The sequence below is a fragment of the Pseudoalteromonas sp. NZS100_1 genome (assembly GCF_015864285.1).
Classification (GTDB): Bacteria; Pseudomonadota; Gammaproteobacteria; order Enterobacterales; family Alteromonadaceae; genus Pseudoalteromonas; species Pseudoalteromonas arctica.
Window position 1 is genome coordinate 14261 of sequence record NZ_JADYXN010000038.1, and the last position, 19713, is coordinate 33973.

The 19713-nt window shown below is 38.3% G+C and carries 18 protein-coding genes; 7 read left to right on the forward strand and 11 right to left on the reverse strand.

Translation table 11 applies throughout. The annotated features are described in order from the left end of the window. The first annotated feature begins 1 nt into the window (after position 1). The 3 genes from I6F66_RS18535 (at position 2) to I6F66_RS18545 (ending at position 2744) form a co-directional block, all read left to right on the forward strand. Positions 2-532 carry a hypothetical protein gene (locus I6F66_RS18535; RefSeq protein ID WP_197209560.1) on the forward strand — a complete coding sequence of 177 codons (531 nt, stop codon included), beginning with the start codon at positions 2-4 and terminating at the stop codon, positions 530-532. Next, positions 532-1977 (forward strand): ATP-binding protein, encoded by a 1446-nt coding sequence (locus tag I6F66_RS18540; protein ID WP_165729022.1) that lies wholly within the window; start codon positions 532-534, stop codon positions 1975-1977. Before I6F66_RS18535 ends, I6F66_RS18540 begins: the two co-directional genes overlap by 1 nt. A 92-nt stretch (positions 1978-2069) precedes the next feature. After that, complete coding sequence (locus tag I6F66_RS18545) at positions 2070-2744, forward strand: response regulator (RefSeq protein ID WP_007581275.1); 675 nt, start codon at positions 2070-2072, stop codon at positions 2742-2744. Between the two features lie 27 nt (positions 2745-2771). On the opposite strand, the gene I6F66_RS18550 is transcribed toward I6F66_RS18545, so the two are convergent. Then, entirely contained in the window at positions 2772-3629 is an 858-nt protein-coding gene (locus I6F66_RS18550) for a PA4780 family RIO1-like protein kinase (RefSeq protein WP_010555357.1), read from the reverse strand. Positions 3630-3940: 311 nt separating this feature from the next. On the opposite strand from I6F66_RS18550, the gene I6F66_RS18555 reads away from it, so the two are divergent. Then, on the forward strand, positions 3941-4216 hold the full coding sequence (locus I6F66_RS18555; protein WP_007581281.1) for an EF-hand domain-containing protein: 276 nt from the start codon (positions 3941-3943) through the stop codon (positions 4214-4216). 12 nt (positions 4217-4228) lie between these two features. After that, the gene (locus I6F66_RS18560; protein WP_197209561.1) at positions 4229-4684 is read left to right on the forward strand and encodes a hypothetical protein; all 456 of its coding nucleotides are present in this window, start codon (positions 4229-4231) and stop codon (positions 4682-4684) included. Between the two features lie 88 nt (positions 4685-4772). On the opposite strand, the gene I6F66_RS18565 is transcribed toward I6F66_RS18560, so the two are convergent. The 5 genes from I6F66_RS18565 to I6F66_RS18585 form a co-directional block, all read right to left on the reverse strand. After that, positions 4773-6152, reverse strand: coding sequence for a VCBS repeat-containing protein (locus I6F66_RS18565; RefSeq protein ID WP_010555359.1), 1380 nt, complete (start codon positions 6150-6152; stop codon positions 4773-4775). A gap of 520 nt (positions 6153-6672) precedes the next feature. Beyond that, positions 6673-8613, reverse strand: a complete 1941-nt coding sequence (locus tag I6F66_RS18570) for a bifunctional diguanylate cyclase/phosphodiesterase (RefSeq protein WP_165729026.1) — start codon at positions 8611-8613, stop codon at positions 6673-6675. A 261-nt stretch (positions 8614-8874) separates the two neighbouring features. Next, positions 8875-9720: a glutathione-dependent disulfide-bond oxidoreductase gene (gene yghU / locus I6F66_RS18575; RefSeq protein ID WP_007581288.1), complete on the reverse strand. Its 846-nt coding sequence runs from the start codon at positions 9718-9720 to the stop codon at positions 8875-8877. A 77-nt stretch (positions 9721-9797) separates the two neighbouring features. Further along, on the reverse strand, positions 9798-10379 hold the full coding sequence (locus I6F66_RS18580; protein WP_010555361.1) for a rhomboid family intramembrane serine protease: 582 nt from the start codon (positions 10377-10379) through the stop codon (positions 9798-9800). Positions 10380-10495: 116 nt separating this feature from the next. Next, a complete protein-coding gene (locus tag I6F66_RS18585; RefSeq protein ID WP_165726437.1) occupies positions 10496-11179 on the reverse strand; it encodes a type 1 glutamine amidotransferase domain-containing protein in 684 nt (227 codons plus the stop codon). A gap of 157 nt (positions 11180-11336) precedes the next feature. Here I6F66_RS18585 and I6F66_RS18590 point away from each other — a divergent pair, with 157 nt between their 5' ends. Next, a complete protein-coding gene (locus tag I6F66_RS18590) occupies positions 11337-12260 on the forward strand; it encodes a LysR family transcriptional regulator (protein WP_007581293.1) in 924 nt (307 codons plus the stop codon). A gap of 43 nt (positions 12261-12303) precedes the next feature. Here I6F66_RS18590 and I6F66_RS18595 read toward each other — a convergent pair whose 3' ends face one another. From I6F66_RS18595 to I6F66_RS18615, 5 genes are all read right to left on the reverse strand, one after another. Beyond that, positions 12304-13038 carry a dienelactone hydrolase family protein gene (locus I6F66_RS18595; protein WP_197160103.1) on the reverse strand — a complete coding sequence of 245 codons (735 nt, stop codon included), beginning with the start codon at positions 13036-13038 and terminating at the stop codon, positions 12304-12306. A 243-nt stretch (positions 13039-13281) separates the two neighbouring features. Then, entirely contained in the window at positions 13282-14613 is a 1332-nt protein-coding gene (locus I6F66_RS18600; protein WP_197209562.1) for a glycerophosphodiester phosphodiesterase family protein, read from the reverse strand. Between the two features lie 84 nt (positions 14614-14697). After that, a complete protein-coding gene (locus I6F66_RS18605; RefSeq protein ID WP_197209563.1) occupies positions 14698-15549 on the reverse strand; it encodes a carboxylate/amino acid/amine transporter in 852 nt (283 codons plus the stop codon). A gap of 383 nt (positions 15550-15932) precedes the next feature. Beyond that, the gene (locus I6F66_RS18610; RefSeq protein WP_007581300.1) at positions 15933-18068 is read right to left on the reverse strand and encodes a M3 family metallopeptidase; all 2136 of its coding nucleotides are present in this window, start codon (positions 18066-18068) and stop codon (positions 15933-15935) included. A gap of 208 nt (positions 18069-18276) precedes the next feature. Beyond that, positions 18277-18486, reverse strand: a complete 210-nt coding sequence (locus I6F66_RS18615; protein ID WP_165729033.1) for a hypothetical protein — start codon at positions 18484-18486, stop codon at positions 18277-18279. A gap of 200 nt (positions 18487-18686) precedes the next feature. On the opposite strand from I6F66_RS18615, the gene I6F66_RS18620 reads away from it, so the two are divergent. Further along, positions 18687-19547 (forward strand): mechanosensitive ion channel family protein, encoded by an 861-nt coding sequence (locus I6F66_RS18620; protein ID WP_007581304.1) that lies wholly within the window; start codon positions 18687-18689, stop codon positions 19545-19547. The last annotated feature ends 166 nt before the right edge of the window (positions 19548-19713 follow it).

The following is a 19713-nucleotide window of genomic DNA, read 5'->3' on the forward strand; positions in this document are numbered from 1 at the left end:
TATGCGTTATTTTAAATACGCATTGATCCTAACTACTGCTGCGCTATTGAGCTTTAAGCTCTTTGCGCAGCAGGAAATGATGGATCATAGCCATATGCCTATAGCAGTGCCAAGTGATACGCTAATTCCGGCATTAAGCCTTAAGTTATTAAAAGATAGTATGTCGGGTTATAACTTAATTTTAGATACGCAGCGCTATGATTTATCTGTACCCCCTGAGGGCGCAATGAACATGCAGCAAATGATGAGCGTTACTACAAACGATGACACGGGCTTTTTACAAGGTCATGCTCATTTATATATAAATGGGGTTAAAATACAGCGAATTTACGGACATGCATTGCATTTACCTACTAACTTATTTAAAAGTGGTATAAATACCGTATCGGTTACTTTAAATAATCATGGTCATATGTATTGGACCGCTCAGGGCAAAAAAATAGTTGCTACGCTGTATGTTAACGATCAAACCAAAGAGTTTATAACATACCGATTTGAAAGCTTTCCTAACAAGGTTGAAAACACGCATTAATGAAAATTCATAATAAACTTTTTTTAATACTATTTAGTTTTACCTTTAGTGTTATTGCAGGGCTAGTAGTACTTATACAATGGAGTATAGGGCAAGGCGTAATTGATTTTGTTAATGCAAAAGAAGTAAAAGCGCTTGAACCACTTGTTGTGCAACTTGCAAAGCAATACGAAAAAACCCCCTCATGGGAACGTGTTGTTGGCAATGGCGAAAATTTTAGAAAACTTGTTGAATCTCAGCTAGAAAATAGCCAGTTTTTACCTAGGCCACCAGAAGGTCCAGGCCCCAGAGGGGGAATGATGCGACGGCCGCCACCCGATCATATTCGTTTAGGGGGAGAGCGCCGCCTACCACCTGAAAATATTGCTCACTACGCTTTGCTTGATGAAAATAAGCAGCGAGTAGTGGGTAGATACCTCAGCGATTTAAAATATATAACAACCCCAATTACAGTGAGCGATAAAACAGTGGGTTACTTAGCTGTATCTAAAAGAGATAGCTTGGTTGATGGTTATGAGCTTGATTTTTTACAGCAGCAAACTAACTACTTATGGTTTATTGCTTTAGCCGCTGTATTGCTTACATTGCTAGTTACCTTTTTATTGTCTCGTCACTTAGTTAGTCCAGTAAAGCAAATTGCTAATGGTATGCATCGCTTAACGCAAGGTAATTACGAGACCAAACTTACGCTTGAGCGAAAAGACGAATTAGGCCAATTAAGCGAAGATTTTAATATCCTTGCATTTACACTCGCTAAAGACGAGCAAGTGCGCAAACGCTGGCTTGCCAATATTTCTCACGAGCTTAGAACGCCAATGAGTATTTTACTCGGTGAACTTGAAGCTATGCTACTTGGTATACGTGAGCCTAATGCAAAAAATATTAACTCGGCTAACGACGAGGCATTGCATTTAAAACGCTTAATAGATGATTTGCATATGCTCAATAGCGCAGAGTTAGGGGGTATGCATTACACTATGCAACCTACTGATATGGCTTTATTATTAAATACTATTGAGCAAAAATATCAGGTTATACTTGAGCAGCACAATATAAAAATTTACTTACTCAATAGCGCTAAACACATAACTGTACAAGCAGATAAAACCCGACTTTTGCAGCTGCTCGATAATATTTTAATGAACGCGGTACACTATGCACAATGCACCACTATTTCATTAACGGCTAATAATATAAGCATTAAAGGGCAAACCTACTTAGAGCTTATAATTGAAGATAATGGCGTAGGTGTAGAGCAGTCGCATTTATCGCATTTGTTTGAGTATTTATATCGAGTAGATAGCTCTCGTAATCGCCAAGAGGGCGGTTCGGGCTTGGGCTTATCTATTTGCCAACATATAGTTAAAGGCCATAATGGTGAAATAGCTGCTGAAAAAGCCACTCTAGGCGGTCTTGCTATTATTATTAGGCTACCAACTATTTAGCTTTAGTTGATTCAGATAAAAAATACGTAACTTGAACTTTTTTTGATATGGTATTTTTATCTAAGTTTGGATTACTAATAACAGAGAACTCTATGAGCGAACAAATACTGATTGTGGAAGATGAGGTAAAGCTGGCTAACTTAATGAGTGACTTTTTAAGTAGCCATCATTTTGTTACTCATCAAATACATCACGGAAATGAAGTATTACCTTGGCTTGAAATTAACAGGCCGAGCGTAATTTTGCTCGACATAATGCTACCTGGTCAAAGTGGTATAGAACTATGTAAAGCAATCAGGCGCTTTTCAAATGTGCCTATTATTATGGTATCGGCAAAAGTAGAAGAAATAGATAGGCTGCTTGGACTTGAGTTAGGTGCAGATGATTATATTTGTAAGCCGTTTAGTTATGCTGAGCTGGTGGCGCGAGTTAAAGCTATATTAAGGCGATTAAGTAGCGCAAGTGATGTTACAGAGTCAACAATGAAGCTTGACGAGAGTACCTACAGCGTAAAATACAAATCAAACAGCATAGAGCTTACGAACTTTGAATTTCAGCTATTTAAACCTTTGTTTAACAACCCAAATCGTATTTATTCGCGCGATAGTTTAATGGACACTATGTACGCCGATCAGCGTATTGTGAGCCATCGTACTATTGATAGCCATATTAAAAAGTTGCGTAAAAAACTAGATGAAGTGACACAAACTGAAAGTGTTATTCAGTCTGTTTATGGGGTTGGCTACCGATTTGTGCACCCGCAGTAAGAGGTATTAGTAAGCTATGACGATGAGCTATTCATCATCGTCAGCATTTTTAATTCGCTCTAAGCGGTCAAACTCTTCGTATTCGGCAGCTTGAATTTCATCAAGAATAGAATCTACATCGGCAAGTTCGTCACTGTCTTCAAATTCACCTGTAAGCGTTGAATTAGGCGTTAAATTGGCCTCTTCAAATAATGCCCACATTTCTTTAGCGTATTGAGTTTTTAGTATGCTTGGCGCAAATTCACCATAGTAGCGGCGTATGTTATTTACATCGCGTGCAAACATAGCTTGTGCACTGTTATTTGCTGAAGCGTTAACTGCTTGCGGTAAATCTATAATTACAGGGCCGTTATTATCTACAAGTACATTAAATTCAGATAAATCGCCGTGTATTATACCTGCGCAAAGCATAAGCTTAATGTAATGCATCATGAGTTTATGTTGCTCAATAGCTTGCTCTTCACTAAAAACGACATGTCCAAGTTGAGGGGCTACGTTACCATTCTCGTCCGACACAAGCTCCATAAGCAGCACGCCATCAATACAAAAGTAAGTATCAGGAACACGTACACCCACGCCAGCTAAACGAGATAACGCATCAACTTCGGCATTTTGCCAAATCTCTTCTTCTAATTGACGGCCATAGCTAGAACGTTTACCCATAGCACGCGCTTGGCGTCCACCACGTACTTTTCGGCCTTCTTGGTATTGTGCCGCTTTTTTAAAGCTACGTTTAACCGCGTCTTTATACACTTTCGCACAGCGAATGTGCTCACCACAGCGGACAATAAATACATCGGCTTCTTTACCGCTCATTAGTCGGCTTATAACTTCGTCAATAAGGCCATCATCAACAAGGGGTTGTAGGCGTTTAGGTATTTTCACAGATTGCCTGCTAAGTAGGGTTGGTTATTAATCATTATTTATGAAAGTGCTCTGTATTTGTTTGTTTAATTGGCTCAAGCAGTATATCAGCTTTGAGAATTAAGGGCAGTAACACTACTGCCTGAGAGTAATTAATCGTATTATTTTATTAGCTTATATATTGATTGCAAAGCAATCAACCAGAACTTTTTAAATAAGTATTTAGATTACTATTTTTTATTAAAATAATTTATTACTTCCTCATTATTTGCACATTGTTTGCGTTTTTAAAGCGTAAGCTTAGTTTAATTCTTAAATACGAGGTTATTACTATGAAGCATTTTTCAACTCTTGCCACTGTGGCAATATTATCTATTGCTTTTTCAGCTAATGTAGCTGCTCGAGGCGGTGACAATCCTCCTGAAAAACCTGACTTCTCAACTATTGATACTGATGGTGATGGCGTAATTAGCTTTGAAGAGTTTAGTGCTAAAAAACCGCCACACGGCGATGCACAAACAATTTTTGATTCTATAGATGCCGATGGTAATGGCGAAATTAGTGAACAAGAACTTAGCGATCATAAACCACCTCGTCGTGAACGCTGAAAGGATACTAAAATGATTAATAGTATTAACAGTAGTTCTGCGAGTTTTATGTCGCAACAAAGTAGTCAGGCTGCAAAACTAACAACAGAGCAAAGCGATTTTGTTAAAGAAACGCTTGCAGAGTTTGACGCTGAAAACTTAACCGAAGAAAACACGCAAAGTATTCAAGCGGCATTTAAAGAACAAGGTATTGAACCAACAAAAGAGCTTGCTGATTTAATGAGCGAACTTGAGTTTGATGCTAAAAGCATTGGTGATGCAGGACGAGTGGAAGGCCAAAGACCGCCACCGCCGCCACAGAACTCATTAGAATCAGTAGATACAGACGAAGTAGTCAGCTACTTAGATGAGCTATTAACTGAGTATTCAAGCCAGTTGTCTGATGAAGATAAAGAATCAATCCTTGCATCAGTGCAAGAGAAGTTTGGTTTAAGTGAAGGCGATTCACTGCTAAATGTAACTGCTTAGGTGTTATAACTTAGAGTAAAGCTGACTGTTACTCGAAAGTCTTAAGTCCAAAGCCCAACGGTTAACTCCGTTGGGCTTTTTTATTGGCTTAATTTAAGCGTGTTTCTATTTTGCTGGTGCCATCTTCTTCGGTAAATTTAAATACAAAATCTTTTTTACCGTCTTGGTTTATGTCTACCAGAAGAATATCTTTATTATTTTTAGGCAGCGTTAGTTTTAATTTTTTACGTTTATCATTTAGCAGTGAGTCTTGCTCTCCGTAATAAATATACAGCGTTTTTTTACTGTATTTGTATACTGCGTCAATATAGCTGTCGCCGTTAATATCACCTAAATATAGGGCTGGCTCGGAATCATCGCCGTTCATTCCTACTTCCATTTCTAAATCAAGTTCGATACTCGATTTATTGGCAAATGAGCCGTCGGGTTGCTGCTTATAAATGTTCATTTCTACATCTACATCAGTACTGCCACCGCCCAATGCCATAGACGCAATAGTACCTAAGCCAATATCTAAATCCATTTTTTGTAAATCAATTAAGCCATCATTATTAAAATCAGTTTTGAGCAATAACTCACTAGGGCCTTGTGTTTCAAATAAGGTAATGGGCGTATTACTAAAGCCTTTAGCACTTCCTAGGTACAAAGTATGTGCTATTTTTATATCTAACGAATCCATACCTTGCGTTGGCTTAAACTGTCTAGTTGTAAAATCTAGAAATCCGTCGTTATTAATATCAATAATTTGCTTTATTTTGCGAGTTTCGCCATTGCTTAGCTCGCCTAATTCGATGTTAAAATCAATTGAGGTGAGCTTTTGCTCAAAGCCTTCTGAATTAGCAAGTAGTACATCTGCTCCAAAGTCATTTGAAAAAACCAAGTCGCTTAACCCGTCGTGGTTAAAATCAATAACAACGGGTTTATTGTTAATATTAACTTCTAGAGAAAGCCCTTTTCCTGAAAAGCTGCCTTCATACATAGGTGTTTGTTTAAATTTGTTAGGCTTAAAGCTGCCATCTTTATTTTGAATGTATAAAGTACTGCTTGCTAACCCAGGGATGAAAATATCGCTTAGACCGTCGTTGTTGGCATCGAAGACAAAGTCTACTTTTTCAAATTTATCTATTTTTAATTGATTTAGAACCGACTCATAATTAAACAATAGTGTTGGTTTACCAGCATGGGCTTTGTATACGCCATCACTTGTTAGTACGAGTGCTTGTTTATCGGTAATGTTAGCAAGTGTAGCCACATCAAACCCGATGGCATTTTTTGGTAAAGCAAGTTCACTACTTAGTGATGTGAGTAAATTGATGGCTTCTAATTGTTTTGATTCTTTATTATATGCAAATAAAATCTCTGAATCGGTTGATACTAATTCATCCGTTGTTTTTATTGCCATTGTTTGAGCTATAGCGCTAATGGGGGTAAGTAAAGTGATGAGTGAATAGCAAAGTGGTTTTATCATGCAAATCCCTTTTTTATATTTAGTTGTATCGTTACATTTTTATTATTCACTTATATAAGCAACATCAGCGCACAACTTAACGTAGGGTCCAGCGCTGGCGGTTTGCTAATTAGCGTAAATTTAAACGTAATACACTTATGTAAGTTGGTTTATATTTAGCCTACGCTAATAACTATGTACTGGGTGTAAGTAATTGTAAGATTATGTTTTAAGAAGGGCTTGTTGACCTTTCAGGATTGAACTTTGTTCAACCCAAGGAAGATTTAATCGCGGCGCGAGGTTTGTAACCTAGTAACAAAGAGTCAATCTCCCCTAGGCAGAACCCTTCGGGCAGCGAATGTTTGGCATTTATGCTGCGTTATCGCCTATTTATGGGGAATAACCACACTACATAGGCTCTGCATTGCCTAAATACCAAACAGTCTGCTGCAAATTTAACCTCGAAAGATAAACAAGCCCTAATAAGAAAGGTAGTGCAAAACTCATATGGCAGTTAAGCGCTTTTAGCGGGTTTTGGTTATCAACGGCACAGCTTATTTTGCTCATTTAAATAAGCATCTACAAAATCTACTTCCATCGGTTTTGAAAAGTAATAACCTTGCAGGTGAGATACACCAATATTAGTAAGCGTGTTTGCTTGTTCAATAGTTTCAACGCCTTCGGCAACAACAGTAAAATCTAAAGATGAGGCCATTTGTACAATTGCATGAATAATACTTAACCCTCTTTTATCCATATTTTGAATAAAACTTCTGTCTATTTTTACTATATCTACACCAATATCAAGCATGCTTGATAGTGATGAGTAGCCAGTTCCAAAATCATCAATTGAAATACAAAAGCCTTGTTTTTGTAGTGCTTTCACGGCTGTCAAAAATGTGAGTTTATCTTCGGCAAATACTGATTCGGTAATTTCTATATGCAGATCTTTAGGCTCTACTTGGTGATTGTTTACTATTTTTAATACCTTAGTTACAAAATTTGGATCTTGTAATTGTATTACCGATACGTTCACGCTTACTGCAATTTTTGTCGGTAAATGGTTGAATTTATTTGCTTGTATACATGCTTGTTCTATGACCCAGAGGCCCATTTGGGTTATTAAACCATATTGCTCGGCAATAGTTATAAACTCATCAGGGAAAATATTTTCACCGTCTAGTTGCCAGCGTAATAATGATTCGAAAGAGGTTACTTTTGATGTTTTGCTATCTACAATTGGCTGAAATACTAGTCTTAAACTGTTTTCTTCTATGGCACTGGCTAGGCGTTGACTCAACAGGTACTCTCTTTCTTGTTTTAATTTGAGTGAATCGTTATAAATATTGATATTACCTTTAGCCATGCGTTTTTGGTGATACATTGCAATATCAGCAGAGCGAATTAAGGTATTTAAATCACTCCCGTGCTCAGGGTACATGGCCATTCCAATAGTTGCTGATACCCATTTTTGATATTTATATGTTTCATGCTCGGCGCTAATGCTTTGAAGCACTTTATTAGCAAACTCGATAAGCTCAGTTTGGCTTTGATACGTTGCTAAAATTAAAAACTCATCTCCGCCCCAACGGCATTTATAGAGTTGTTGGTTGCATACATTACTAATTCTCAGTGCTATTTCTTTTAATACTTTATCGCCTACTTTGTGACCCAACGAATCGTTGATTTGCTTAAAACCATCTAAATCTACAAATAATAAAGCAAAGGGTTCTTTAGGGTTATCTGCTAGTTGTTTGTTTGCATTTTTTAAAAATGCGGTGCGGTTTAATAGATTTGTGAGTGGATCGGTATTCGATAAGCGGTAAATTTCTTCAGTGCGTTGTTCGACCTTGTTTTCCATTTCATTAAGCAGCTCTCTGTTTTGGTTTTTGAGCTTGATTGCACTGTGTGTAAATGTGGCTGATTTGTACGAAGAGGCAATCATGATTGTGGCAAAAGTTAAACCTAATAACCCCAATACGTGTTGGTAGTGATCGTTTGAAAGCGCTAGCAAAAAAGAGTAGGGCGCCAATAAAGTAAAACTATATAGAACAGCGGTAAAACGACTTCCAGACAGCAAATTTGCAGAGCCACCGGCAAGCGCCGATAAAATAGCAATGGTCGTAGTAACTTCCACCGTAGATGAAGTGCTATGAAACCAAAGAGCATAACCACACCAAGACACGGCTGTTGATATACAGCCAATAGCAAAGCGATTTAGATAAGAATGTGTGTTGTAAGGTTGGCGAGAATTTTGAGCTTTCAAAAAAAGCCCTACATCAATAATACGTAAAGTAAGCACGCACATCATTATGCCTAACCAGACTACTTTATCGTGGTTAGTTTTCTCATTAGTTATATCAAAAGCAAATACTAAAGCAACGCTGACTAGTACAGAGACTGCAATTCCGGAAATAGCATTCGAGTATAAAATTTTGAGCGCTTCTTTTCGCTCATTATTACTTAAATTGTTATATGGCACTAATTAAAACCTTTTTCAAAAACAACCCCTAGGAAATTAAGTAAACCATTTAGCAAATTACACTAATGCAATACTGGTAATACAAAGAGCTTAATAAGCCTTTACGCAGCTAAATAAAACTTTAATGTAAAGTAAATATAGTTTATGGGAGGGATAAAAAAAGTTTAAAAAGTAAAAAGGCCCAAAATAAATATTTATTTTGAGCCTTAAAATTATCAAGCAGGTTAAAGTGTTAACGACTTTACTTGCTGTTCTATAGATTTAACCTTCGAAATCGCTATCGTTATGGCGCTCTGCCATTTGCTCTTCTTCAGGGCCCCATGTGCGATTTACGCGACGACCACGCTTTACTGCGGGGCGCTCTGATATTTGCGTAGCCCAGCGTACAACATGGGTGTATGAGGCAACATCTAAAAACTCTGCTGCATCATATAAAGCTCCAAGCACTAACGATCCGTACCACGGCCAAATTGCAATATCGGCAATTGAGTATTCATCACCTGCCATGTATTCATTTTCGCTTAAATGGCGATTTAACACGTCAAGCTGGCGTTTGGTTTCCATGGTAAAACGGTCAATAGGGTATTGCATTTTACTTGGTGCGTAGCTATAAAAATGACCAAATCCGCCACCTAAGTAAGGCGCTGAGCCCATTTGCCAAAATAGCCAGTTACGACACTCAGTTTTAGCTTTTAAATCTTTAGGTATGAGTACATCAAATTTCTCAGCCAAATACTGTAAAATAGAACCAGATTCAAAGATGCGAGTAGGCGGCGTGGTTGAATGATCCATTAGCGCTGGGATTTTTGAGTTTGGATTAATATCAACAAAGTCAGATCCAAACTGATCGCCATCACCTATGTTTATTAAATATGCGTCATAGTCTGCATCGGTGCAACCAAGCTGTAAAAGCTCTTCAAACATGATTGTAGCTTTTTGGCCATTAGGTGTCGCAAGAGAATAAAGCTGAAATGCGTGCTCACCAATAGGTAGAGTTTTGTCATGAGTCGCGCCTGCAATTGGGCGGTTAATGCTGGCAAACTTACCGCCACTTTCACTTTCCCACGTCCATACTTTTGGTGGCGTGTATTCGTTTTTATCACTCATAAATAACCTCTGTTAGATGAAATACATATATGGTAAATGTGGCCATAAAAAATTAATTAAAGGCCCTAATACTTAATTTACCGACCTTTTAATTTATCGGCTTTTGCTAATCTATAACCTAAAAACAATCCGCTTAGCGCTCCAAATAAATGGCTTTCAAACGATACATGATAGCGCTGGGGTAAAACACCCCATATAAAACCGCTATAAAGTATAGCCACTACAACAGCAATTATAATTGATTTTAATGAGCGTCTTACTAAGCCGTAGCATAGAATAAAGCCCCATAAACCATATATAACACCGCTTAAACCAACATGTATGTTACTGCGCCCAAATGCCCAAACTAACAGTCCACCAACTAGAGCGGTAAAAATAAATACGTTATAAAAACGTTTTACGCTGTACTGGCAAATTAGCCAACTTAACACTACAAATGGAATCATATTACTGGCGAAGTGCCACCAGCTACCATGTAAAAAAGGTGCGCATAGTATGCCAATTAAGCCTTGGATACTGCGTGGATATATGCCTAAACCATTTAGGTTTATACCAGGTAGGCTATTGATCACTTGTAGTACGAAGCAAATAACAACAATACTAAAAATTGCGAAGCGGGTACTCGTTAGTAATGACAGTGTGGTTGGCTTGGTTGCCATATAATCACCCTAATTGACTTTAAGAGTTGCCAGTATAGGAATTGTATTTGCTAATGAAAAGCAATTAAAAAAGCACAGCATAAAATGCTGTGCTTATTTTTAATTTTTACTCACTATTAACCTAGTTTGGTTAATAGTTTTTTGGCTGCTAGTTCAGAGCTTGCTGGGTTTTGACCGGTAATTACTAAACCATCTACTAGCGCTAATACGCCCCAGTCGTCAGTTTTTTGATAATCGCCGCCTTTTTTAATTAGCTCGTCTTCAACTAAAAATGGCACGATATCGGTAAGTTGCACTGCAGCTTCTTCAGAGTTAGTAAAACCAGTTACTTTTTTACCCGCTACTAATGCATTGCCATCGGCATCTTTAACATTTAAAAATGCAGCACTTGCATGACATACCGCAGCAACAGGCTTTTGCTCTTTTACAAAGCTTTCGATAAGTGAGATTGAGTCAGTGTTATCAACTAAGTCCCATAATGGACCGTGACCGCCTGGGTAAAATACAGCGTCAAAATCGCTAGATTTTACTTCACTCAACACTTTAGTGTTTGCCATAAGGGTTTGCGCTGCGCTATCTGCGTCATAACGTTTTGTTGCATCTGTTTGAAAATCGACAAGCGTACTTGTCGGATCAATGGGTGGTTGACCGCCAGCTGGAGACGCTAATGTTACTTCAACGCCTGCATCAACAAATGCATAATAAGGGGCTGCAAATTCTTCTACCCAAAAACCTGTTTTTTCGCCAGTGTTACCAAGTTCTGCGTGAGATGTAAGAACCATAAGTATTTTTTTAGACATTGAATATATTCCTTCTGATGATTTAAATTGGTTTATCTTGCTTACCAATTACTATATGCACTAACAGAGCTTTAAACAACGATGATAAATTTAACTTTATTGGTTTAATAATTGATACAATAGAGGGGTTGAATTTAAAACACGCTACGGAGCACATATGAAGGTGTCGTTTGAGCAGTTAAAGAGCATGGTTGTATTTGCGCAAATTGTAGAGCAGGGCAGCTTAACCGCTGCTGCCAAACAGCTAGGGCTTACGCGAGCAGTTGCAAGTTATCATTTAAAAAAATTAGAAACGCAGCTTGAAGTTACTTTACTAAATCGCTCAACCCGTACCATGGCGCTCACTGAAGCAGGCATTGCTTATTATGAGCGTTGTAGAATAATTACCGAACAAGCTAATGCGGCTAATCAGCAAATAGAAAATATAAAGAGCGAGCCACAAGGTTTACTTAAAATTAGTTGCCCAGTAAATGTGGGAATGCAGTTAATTGTGCCTGCAATAAATACGTTTAAGCGCCAATACCCTAAAATTAAAATAGACTTACAGCTTACTGACGATGTGGTTGATATTATTAAAAATGGGTTTGATTTTGCAATTAGGGGAGTGGCACTGAGTGACTCCAACTTGCAGGCAACCAAGCTGACTACAATGAGCACTTGTATTTGTGGCGCGCCGGATTACTTTACACATTTTGGTAAACCTAAAACACCTTTAGAATTGGCAGATCATCAATGGGTGGTTTATCAGCTAGGAAGTAAAACGTTAACACTTTCAAAAGATGGCAAAAAACACGACATTACAATGCAAGGCGCCTTAAGTACTAATAACGCAGCTGCACGTACTGCCTTTGTAGAAGCAGGGCATGGCATTGGGCGTATTCCGCTTTACGATGCGTGGCCTAAAGTACAAGCAGGGCTACTTGAAATAATATTAGATGATTATAAAAGCAAAGATATTGAACTGTACGGGGTATTTCCGCCAGGAGCTGCGGGATCTAAAAAACTACGATTATTTATTGATTACTTAAAAGCGTATTTTGTAAAACAGCATACCTCCTTGGGTATGCTGAAAAGCGTTTAATTATTTTCGCTTTTTAAATATTTATAAAGCATTTATAAAACACTTATAAAGTACGGCTAAATAATGCAACCGCTTGTTGATACATATTAATTGCAAGGGCTGCATCGTATCGCTCACCTTCATCACGCATAAAGGCATGCTGGGCATTAACTTCTTGCCATTGGTAATTAATGCCTGTGTTTACGCATTGCTGGTATATTTTAGTGCGGCCTTCTTGTGGCACATGCGGGTCTTGTTTACCCCATATAAAGTGAATTTCGCCTTGTATATCAGCCATGCGTTCAAATGAGTTATTACCTGATTTTGCCGGTAATGTATTGCTATGAATATCAGTCGCGTATAAGCAAAAAGCCGCTTTAATTTCAGGATTAAGCGCCGCTCTGTAAGCTAAATGCCCGCCAATACATACGCCCATAGCGCCTACTGTACCTGTGCAGTAATGTTGCTGCTTTATAAAGTCGATCATGGCTTGCGTGTCGCTATCATGATGCTCAAGTGGTTTTGCCCACTTATCTGCATTGCCTTTATCTTTACCTGCATCGTCGTAAGCAAGCACAGTGCCCATAGGATTTAACTCGTGAAATACTTCCGGTACTAATACCACAAAGCCATGGCTTGCTAAAATAGCTGCGCTGCGTGCAATAGGTGCAGTTTGCTGAAAAATTTCAGAATAAAAAATAATAGCAGGGAATTGCCCTTGCGCCTGAGGGCGATATACGGTTGTTCGCATTAAACCTGTAGGTGTTGGCAAGTCTGCGTTATGTTGTTGAATTATCATAAAAGCGCTCAGTTAAATAAAATTATATATAATGATATGGTAACTGAGCGCGATAAAATAAACGACTTTTGTTGTCGAGTATTTATACCAACCTGCATAAATCTTTGATCAATTTAACGAATTAAATTTCACTATAACGTCGTTAAAAATTTTTTATTTAGAACAACTAGATAAAAAATTTTTGCCTAGTTCTAGCGTAATTTTCTTAACGTTAAATAGACCCCATATATAAGCAGATTGGTATTAAATACTTGCAGGCATTTTATTACAACTAGCGTAATAACTTACGGTAGCCGGCCAATCTGAAAATATAGCCATTACACCCACGTCCTTTGCGAGTACATCAACGACCGTCATCATGTCGCCATCGTTATCTATAACATCAGCAATTGATTGATAGTAATAACCACCACCTTCATTAAGCGGACCTGAGCGCTCAAGGCTCCATGCAATAAGCTCTAAACCTGCTGCTTTTGCGTCAATGGCGTATTGTGATGGCACTATATTACTTTCGCTGTCTATTGTTAGCATCATCCAAATTGGAGGCGCTAAAATTTTAACGCCATTGGCAACAAGCTCATCCATGCTAGGTTGCCATGTTTGCGGGTTGTTTGGATCAAATCCTGCTTCGCTGTCGCGACCATCTAGGTATACGCTTTTATCTGCAAAATCAGGGTTGGTATTAATCCAGTATTTTACGTCATTAAGATTAAACGACTGCGGATAAACTTTTGAGGCTGGCACACCCATTTGTGTGTATTCGTCTAGCATTTTTTGCGCGTATTGCTCTTGGGTCATTCCATTAAATGGCATACTTACTTGCGGCGATTTAAGTTCTGGGGTCATTTTTACGCCCATCTCATTAAACAATGCAATACTTTGCTTATGAGTCATTAATGTCCCTTGGGTCGCATATAAGTCAGTGCGCCAATTGGGTGTACCATCCATGTAATCGGCAACGGTGGTTGCATTTGTGTTTGCACCATCCATTTTACCTTCAAGGGTTAAAAACTCCGCTAGACTTATATCACTGGTACAGCATTTAGCTGAAGCGGCAATACCATTAGTAGGGTCGGCTGGTGTAAATGGCACACTGCATTTAGCTGCAAGTTCAGGAGTGGCTAAAATATTAGTTGTGGTGTGTAAGTCGCATTGAGAGTGGCGACATACAAGCTCTTTGTCGTTTGTAAAAGTAACATCGCATTCAACAATACCTGCGCCCATTCTAGCAGCAGCAATGTAGGCTTCTTTAGTGTGTTCAGGGTACTGCATTGACGCACCGCGATGACCAATAGAAAAGTCAGTGCGGTAAAAAGGACCTTCACTGCATGACTCTAATTGTGTTTTTAAAGCGCTGTCGCTCATATCATTGACTAAATAATATGGACGAGTGCCTAGTTGAATATCTGGCGCATCACCGTTTGGTACCTCTACAATAACAGGCGTAGGTACTTCAACAATCTCAACTTCGGTGTTGGTAACAACCACTTCTTTTTCTACTATTTCTACATCGTCATCGCAGCCTGCAAGTGTGGCTAACAATATACAGCTTGTAAGTAAGGTAATACGCTTCATTATTTATCCTTAAAAAGTAAAATTTGTACTACCTTAATGATTATTAATGACAATTTAGCTACAAGCTTATTAATTTACTTTTTATTAATTTACTTTTTTATTAATAATTTGATTCACTATTAATGCACCTAACATTATAGCTGCTCCAATACTTAGCCTAACAATGTCAGCGTCTCTGTTCCATATAAGAACATTAACTATAATACCAGCCGGAATAAGTAAGTTATTCATTACGGCTAAAGCTCCAACGTTGACGAGTGTTGCGCCTTTATTCCACATAAAGTAACCAAGGCCCGATGCAACAACTCCTAAATAAATCAGTATTCCCCACTGAGTAGAAGTGCTTGGTAATTTATTTGAATTACCAAATAATGCATAGCAAATTGTGGCAATAATAAGTGCGCCTATAAAAAACCATCCAAATATGGTTTTATCATCAAGCTGATTGTTCATCATTAAGCGTTTATAGGTTACTTGGCCTACAGCAAAACTTATGTTCGCACCTTGAACTAATAATAAGCCAATTATGAAATTGCTATTTAGATTTTCGTAACGAATGGTAATTGCACCAATTACAGCAATAAGTGCGATTATAAAAAAGCGTGGGTTAAAATGTTTGTTCAATGCATCATTTAGCAAGGTAATGTACAAAGGAGTCATTACTGTAAATAGCAGTACTTCGGGGACGCTTAAAAATAAAAAGGAGTGGTAGTAAAAGCTATACATAACACCAAGTTGTATAGCGCCAATCAGCATGAGCTTTAAGGCTAAAGGTTTAGGTGTTTGTTTAAACTTTAAAAATGGTAAAAATACGAGGGTTGCTAGTGCTATGCGAATTAACACACTAAACCATGCATCAACCTGACCTGCTAAATACACGCCAATTAAACTAAATGAAAATGCCCAAAGTAAAGTTACTGCAAATAAGTACCGCATAGCCGTCGTCTTTAAATAATTAATGGCAGCAGTTTATCTGTTATAAATTAATGTATAAACAATAAAAGCCCGCAAGCGGGCTTTTATAAAGCAATAATTAATAAACTAAGTTACTAGGGCGTGTTGATCTTTGTGGATTGAAATTTGTTCAATCTAGGGGCGATTTAATCGCGGCGCGAGGTTTGTAACCTAGCGGGCTAAGTAAAAACCGAGTAACAAAGAGTTAATCGTCCCTAGAAAGAACCCAAAGGGCAGCGCATGTTTGGCATTTATGCTGCGTTATCGCCTATTTATGGGGAATAACCACACTACATAGGCTCTGCCTTGCCTAAAGACCAAACATACTGCTGCAAATTCAACCACGAAAGGTCAACATGCCCTAACTATTCAACTAAACCACGGCGCTTAAGTAGTGCGTCGGTAGTTGGTTTTTGACCTCTAAACTCAATGTAGCTTTGCATTAAGTCGCGGCTGTTACCTTTTGATAGGATTTCTTTACGGAACTTATCACCATTTTTACGTGTTAAGCCGCCGTTGTTTTCCATATGTGCAAAGGCGTCTGCTGCAAACACTTCAGTCCATAGGTACGCGTAGTAACCCGCTGAATAACCACCTGCAAATGTGTGGCTAAAGAAGTTTGATTTGTAACGCGGTGGAACAGGGTAGTAAGCAATACCGTGTTTTTCTAGCGCGTCTTGCTCAAACTTTTGAACGTCAGCTACTTTTTTATCAGAACCAAATGAATGCCATTCCATATCAAGTAGTGCAGCGGCTAAGTATTCAGTAGTGCCGTAACCTTGGTTGAATTTTTGCGATTCAAGTACTTTATCAAGTAAAGCTTGTGGAATTGGCTCACCTGTCTTGTAATGCTTAGCATAGTTTGCAAGTACTGTTGGTTCAATCATCCAATCTTCATTTGCTTGCGACGGAAACTCAACAAAGTCACGCGCCGTTGCAGTACCCGCTAGGCTTGGGTATTTAACATCTGAGAATAAACCGTGAGCAGCATGACCAAATTCATGGAACATAGTAGACACTTCATCAAACGTCATTAGCGTTGGCTCGCCTGCAGCAGGTTTTGGAATGTTCTGCGCATTGTAAATAACAGGTTTGGTGCCTTTTAAGCCGCTTTCGCTAACGTATGCACTCATCCATGCGCCGCCACGTTTACCTTCACGTGCATATGGGTCTAAGTAAAATAAACCAATAGCGCTGCCATCAGCGTTAAATACTTCGTATACGGTTACATCTTCATGATAAACAGGAAGATCTTTACGTTCTTTAAACGTAATACCGTACAGTTTGTTCATTGCAAAGAATAAGCCATCGTGAATAACCGATTGCATTTCAAAGTATGGTTTAACAAGTGCTGGGTCTAAGTTGTACTTTTCTGCACGTACTTTTTCAGCATAAAAAGTCCAATCCCATGGTTTAAGCTCAAAGCTTTCGCCTGAATCGTTAATCACTTTTTGAATAGCGGCTGCTTCAATCTTTGCTTTTTCAACTGCTTTTGGTGCTAGGTCATCAAGGATGCCGTAAACGTTTTCAGTTGTTTGCGCCATACGCGACGTCATTACATAAGAAGCCCAATCTTTGTAGCCTAAAAGCTCTGCTTTTTGAGCGCGTAGGTTGGTTTCTTTAATAATAATAGGGCCGTTAGTTTTTGCTGCACGGTTTGCAGAGGCTTTAAAAATTCGCTCACGCAGGTCGCGGTTTTCAAGGCTACTTAAAATTGGTTGTTGCGTTGTATTTACCAAAGTGATCATGTAGCCGTCTTTGCCCGCTTTTTTAGCTGAAGCTGCAAGGCCTGCAATTTCGCCTTCAGAAAGACCTGCTAATTCACTTTTATCTGTAACTACAATAACGTCTTCTTTAAACGATTTTAAAATGTTTTGTGAAAACGCAGTAGATAGCTGAGCTAGCTCTGAGTTAATTTCACGCATTTTAGCTTTTTCAGCGTCATTTAATTTAGCACCTGCTTTTACAAACTGCTTGTAGTAAAAATCAACTAGGCGTTTATCTTCTGCGTTTAATTTATCTTGATTGTCGTAAATTGTTTGTACGCGCTTAAATAATTCACCGTTTAAGTAAATATCATCTGAGTGAGCAGATAATACAGGCGCCATTTTTTCATCAATACGCTGGTATTCAGCATCTGAAATTAAACCTGATAAGTTATAAAAAGCAGCCGATACGCGATTTAATAGCTCCCCTGACAATTCCATTTTAACTAATGTATTTTCAAATGTTGCTGGAGCAGGGTTGTTAGCAATGGCTTGTACTTGTGCCGTGTGTTGTGCGATACCTGCATCGAATGCAGCTTCGTAGTCTTTTGTACCAAATTTATCAAACTCTGGTGCCATATATTGCAATGGGCTTGGCTTAAATAAAACATTGTTTGCGTTCATGTCTTGCACTTGTGCTGCGCCTTCTTTTGCCATGTTTTGTGTATCGTTAGATGAACAGGCCGATAATATTAAGGCACTAGCAATAGTAGTGGCGATCAGGGTTTTACGCATAATAACTCCATAGAAAGATTAGCCGGAATAGGCTTTGCGAGTCGAAAAACCTAGTTAACTTATCAAATTTTGGCGTTTATACAATAAAGTTTATCGGTATTAAGGGGGATTTGAACGCAAATTAGCTAATATTTAGCTTTAAGGGAGGTAAAAGTAGCTCTAAAAGTAAACACCTGAGCTACTTAATAAGTCGTTGAGTCATAATTGCTTAGTTATATCCAAGTACAAATTTTCTCTCAGAGCCAAAGTTGCTAGGTTGTTGTTGGCCAAACTCTTTGTTGATAGATGCCAGTGTTTGCTCTTGTTCTGCAAGAAGGCACAAAATTTTATTTCGGTAATCCAGGCTGCTTTCAAATAAATGTAAGTCTACCTGCGGCTGCAAAGTAGCGAGTCTTTGATTTAAAGTTAGTTGTGACATAGTGATCTCCAGTGCTTGTACACTATTTATATAGCACTCGGTGCAATAAAGAGTTAATAAATTGTTCATAAAAAGTATATTGAACTTATTAACTTGGCGTTTTAGTTATATTATGACTGCTAAACTTACCCAACACTGAACCGCTTTCACTTTATAGCGATTTAAATTTAAAGCGCTCCTTTGCTTGTTTTGGAAAATAAATGACCTTAGAACACATAAACCAAATTCTTGCCTTTGTTGTATTTAGTTACAGCGATGTACACATTACCGTAGCGAAAATTATTAAAGTGCCTTTAATACTTTTCGCTATTTGGTTTATTGTGACGCGTATTGGCAAGCTAATAACAAAAACATTATTGGCAAAAAAGTTAAGCCAAGATGCCGTGCATTTATTTACACGTATCTACTTTATTTTAAGTATCGCTATTTTAATTTTTACATCTTTAGAAGTATTAAGCATACCGCTTACTGCGTTTGCTTTTGTTTCAGGTGCAATAGCCATTGGTGTAGGCTTTGGTGCTCAAAATATTATTAATAACTTTATTAGTGGCTGGATACTAATGTGGGAACGCCCAATACGTATTGGTGACTTTTTAGAGGTAGGCAATGCAAAAGGCGTGGTAGAAACAATTAATACTCGCTCAACGCGTATTCGCCGAAATGACGGCGTACATATGCTTATTCCTAATTCTCAATTGCTCGAAAATACAGTAACAAACTGGACGCTAATAGATGGCAATGCACGCTCATCGGTCAGTGTAGGCGTTGCGTATGGATCAGACGTGATACTGGTTAAAAAGCTTATTCAGCAAGTGCTTGATGATCATGAAGCAATTTTGGCTAATCCAAAGTCATCGGTGTTATTTGATGACTTTGCAGATAGCTCGCTCGTATTTAACGCTATTTTTTGGGTGTGCGCCGAGTCTGAAACCATGCTTAGAAAAGTACGCAGTGATATTCGTTTTAGTATTTACGCTGTATTTGAAAAGCATGATGTAGTGATTGCCTTTCCGCAGCGTGATATTCATATCGACGGTGAAATTGCATTTAAGCGCTCATAGTTCAAATATAGTAAATATTAAAAGTCGCTCTTGGGCTAACACCATTCAGTTAAGCATGTTTTGACTTAATGGTGTACCGAGTTTTTGAAATTCGAACGGTCCTACTTTTGGGCCGTTTTCTTTTTTCTGGAAGAATATAACGTTTCACTCGTTCTCGCATTGCCCT

Coding starts and splice junctions, on each gene's coding strand:
- I6F66_RS18555 (WP_007581281.1), top strand. CDS start 3,941: ATGAAGCATTTTTCAACTCTTGCCACTGTGGCAATATTATCTATTGCT.
- I6F66_RS18620 (WP_007581304.1), top strand. CDS start 18,687: ATGACCTTAGAACACATAAACCAAATTCTTGCCTTTGTTGTATTTAGT.
- I6F66_RS18610 (WP_007581300.1), bottom strand. CDS start 18,068: ATGCGTAAAACCCTGATCGCCACTACTATTGCTAGTGCCTTAATATTA.
- I6F66_RS18540 (WP_165729022.1), top strand. CDS start 532: ATGAAAATTCATAATAAACTTTTTTTAATACTATTTAGTTTTACCTTT.
- I6F66_RS18545 (WP_007581275.1), top strand. CDS start 2,070: ATGAGCGAACAAATACTGATTGTGGAAGATGAGGTAAAGCTGGCTAAC.
- I6F66_RS18535 (WP_197209560.1), top strand. CDS start 2: ATGCGTTATTTTAAATACGCATTGATCCTAACTACTGCTGCGCTATTG.
- yghU (WP_007581288.1), bottom strand. CDS start 9,720: ATGAGTGATAAAAACGAATACACGCCACCAAAAGTATGGACGTGGGAA.
- I6F66_RS18590 (WP_007581293.1), top strand. CDS start 11,337: ATGAAGGTGTCGTTTGAGCAGTTAAAGAGCATGGTTGTATTTGCGCAA.
- I6F66_RS18580 (WP_010555361.1), bottom strand. CDS start 10,379: ATGGCAACCAAGCCAACCACACTGTCATTACTAACGAGTACCCGCTTC.
- I6F66_RS18605 (WP_197209563.1), bottom strand. CDS start 15,549: ATGCGGTACTTATTTGCAGTAACTTTACTTTGGGCATTTTCATTTAGT.
- I6F66_RS18560 (WP_197209561.1), top strand. CDS start 4,229: ATGATTAATAGTATTAACAGTAGTTCTGCGAGTTTTATGTCGCAACAA.
- I6F66_RS18600 (WP_197209562.1), bottom strand. CDS start 14,613: ATGAAGCGTATTACCTTACTTACAAGCTGTATATTGTTAGCCACACTT.
- I6F66_RS18565 (WP_010555359.1), bottom strand. CDS start 6,152: ATGATAAAACCACTTTGCTATTCACTCATCACTTTACTTACCCCCATT.
- I6F66_RS18595 (WP_197160103.1), bottom strand. CDS start 13,038: ATGATAATTCAACAACATAACGCAGACTTGCCAACACCTACAGGTTTA.
- I6F66_RS18585 (WP_165726437.1), bottom strand. CDS start 11,179: ATGTCTAAAAAAATACTTATGGTTCTTACATCTCACGCAGAACTTGGT.
- I6F66_RS18615 (WP_165729033.1), bottom strand. CDS start 18,486: ATGTCACAACTAACTTTAAATCAAAGACTCGCTACTTTGCAGCCGCAG.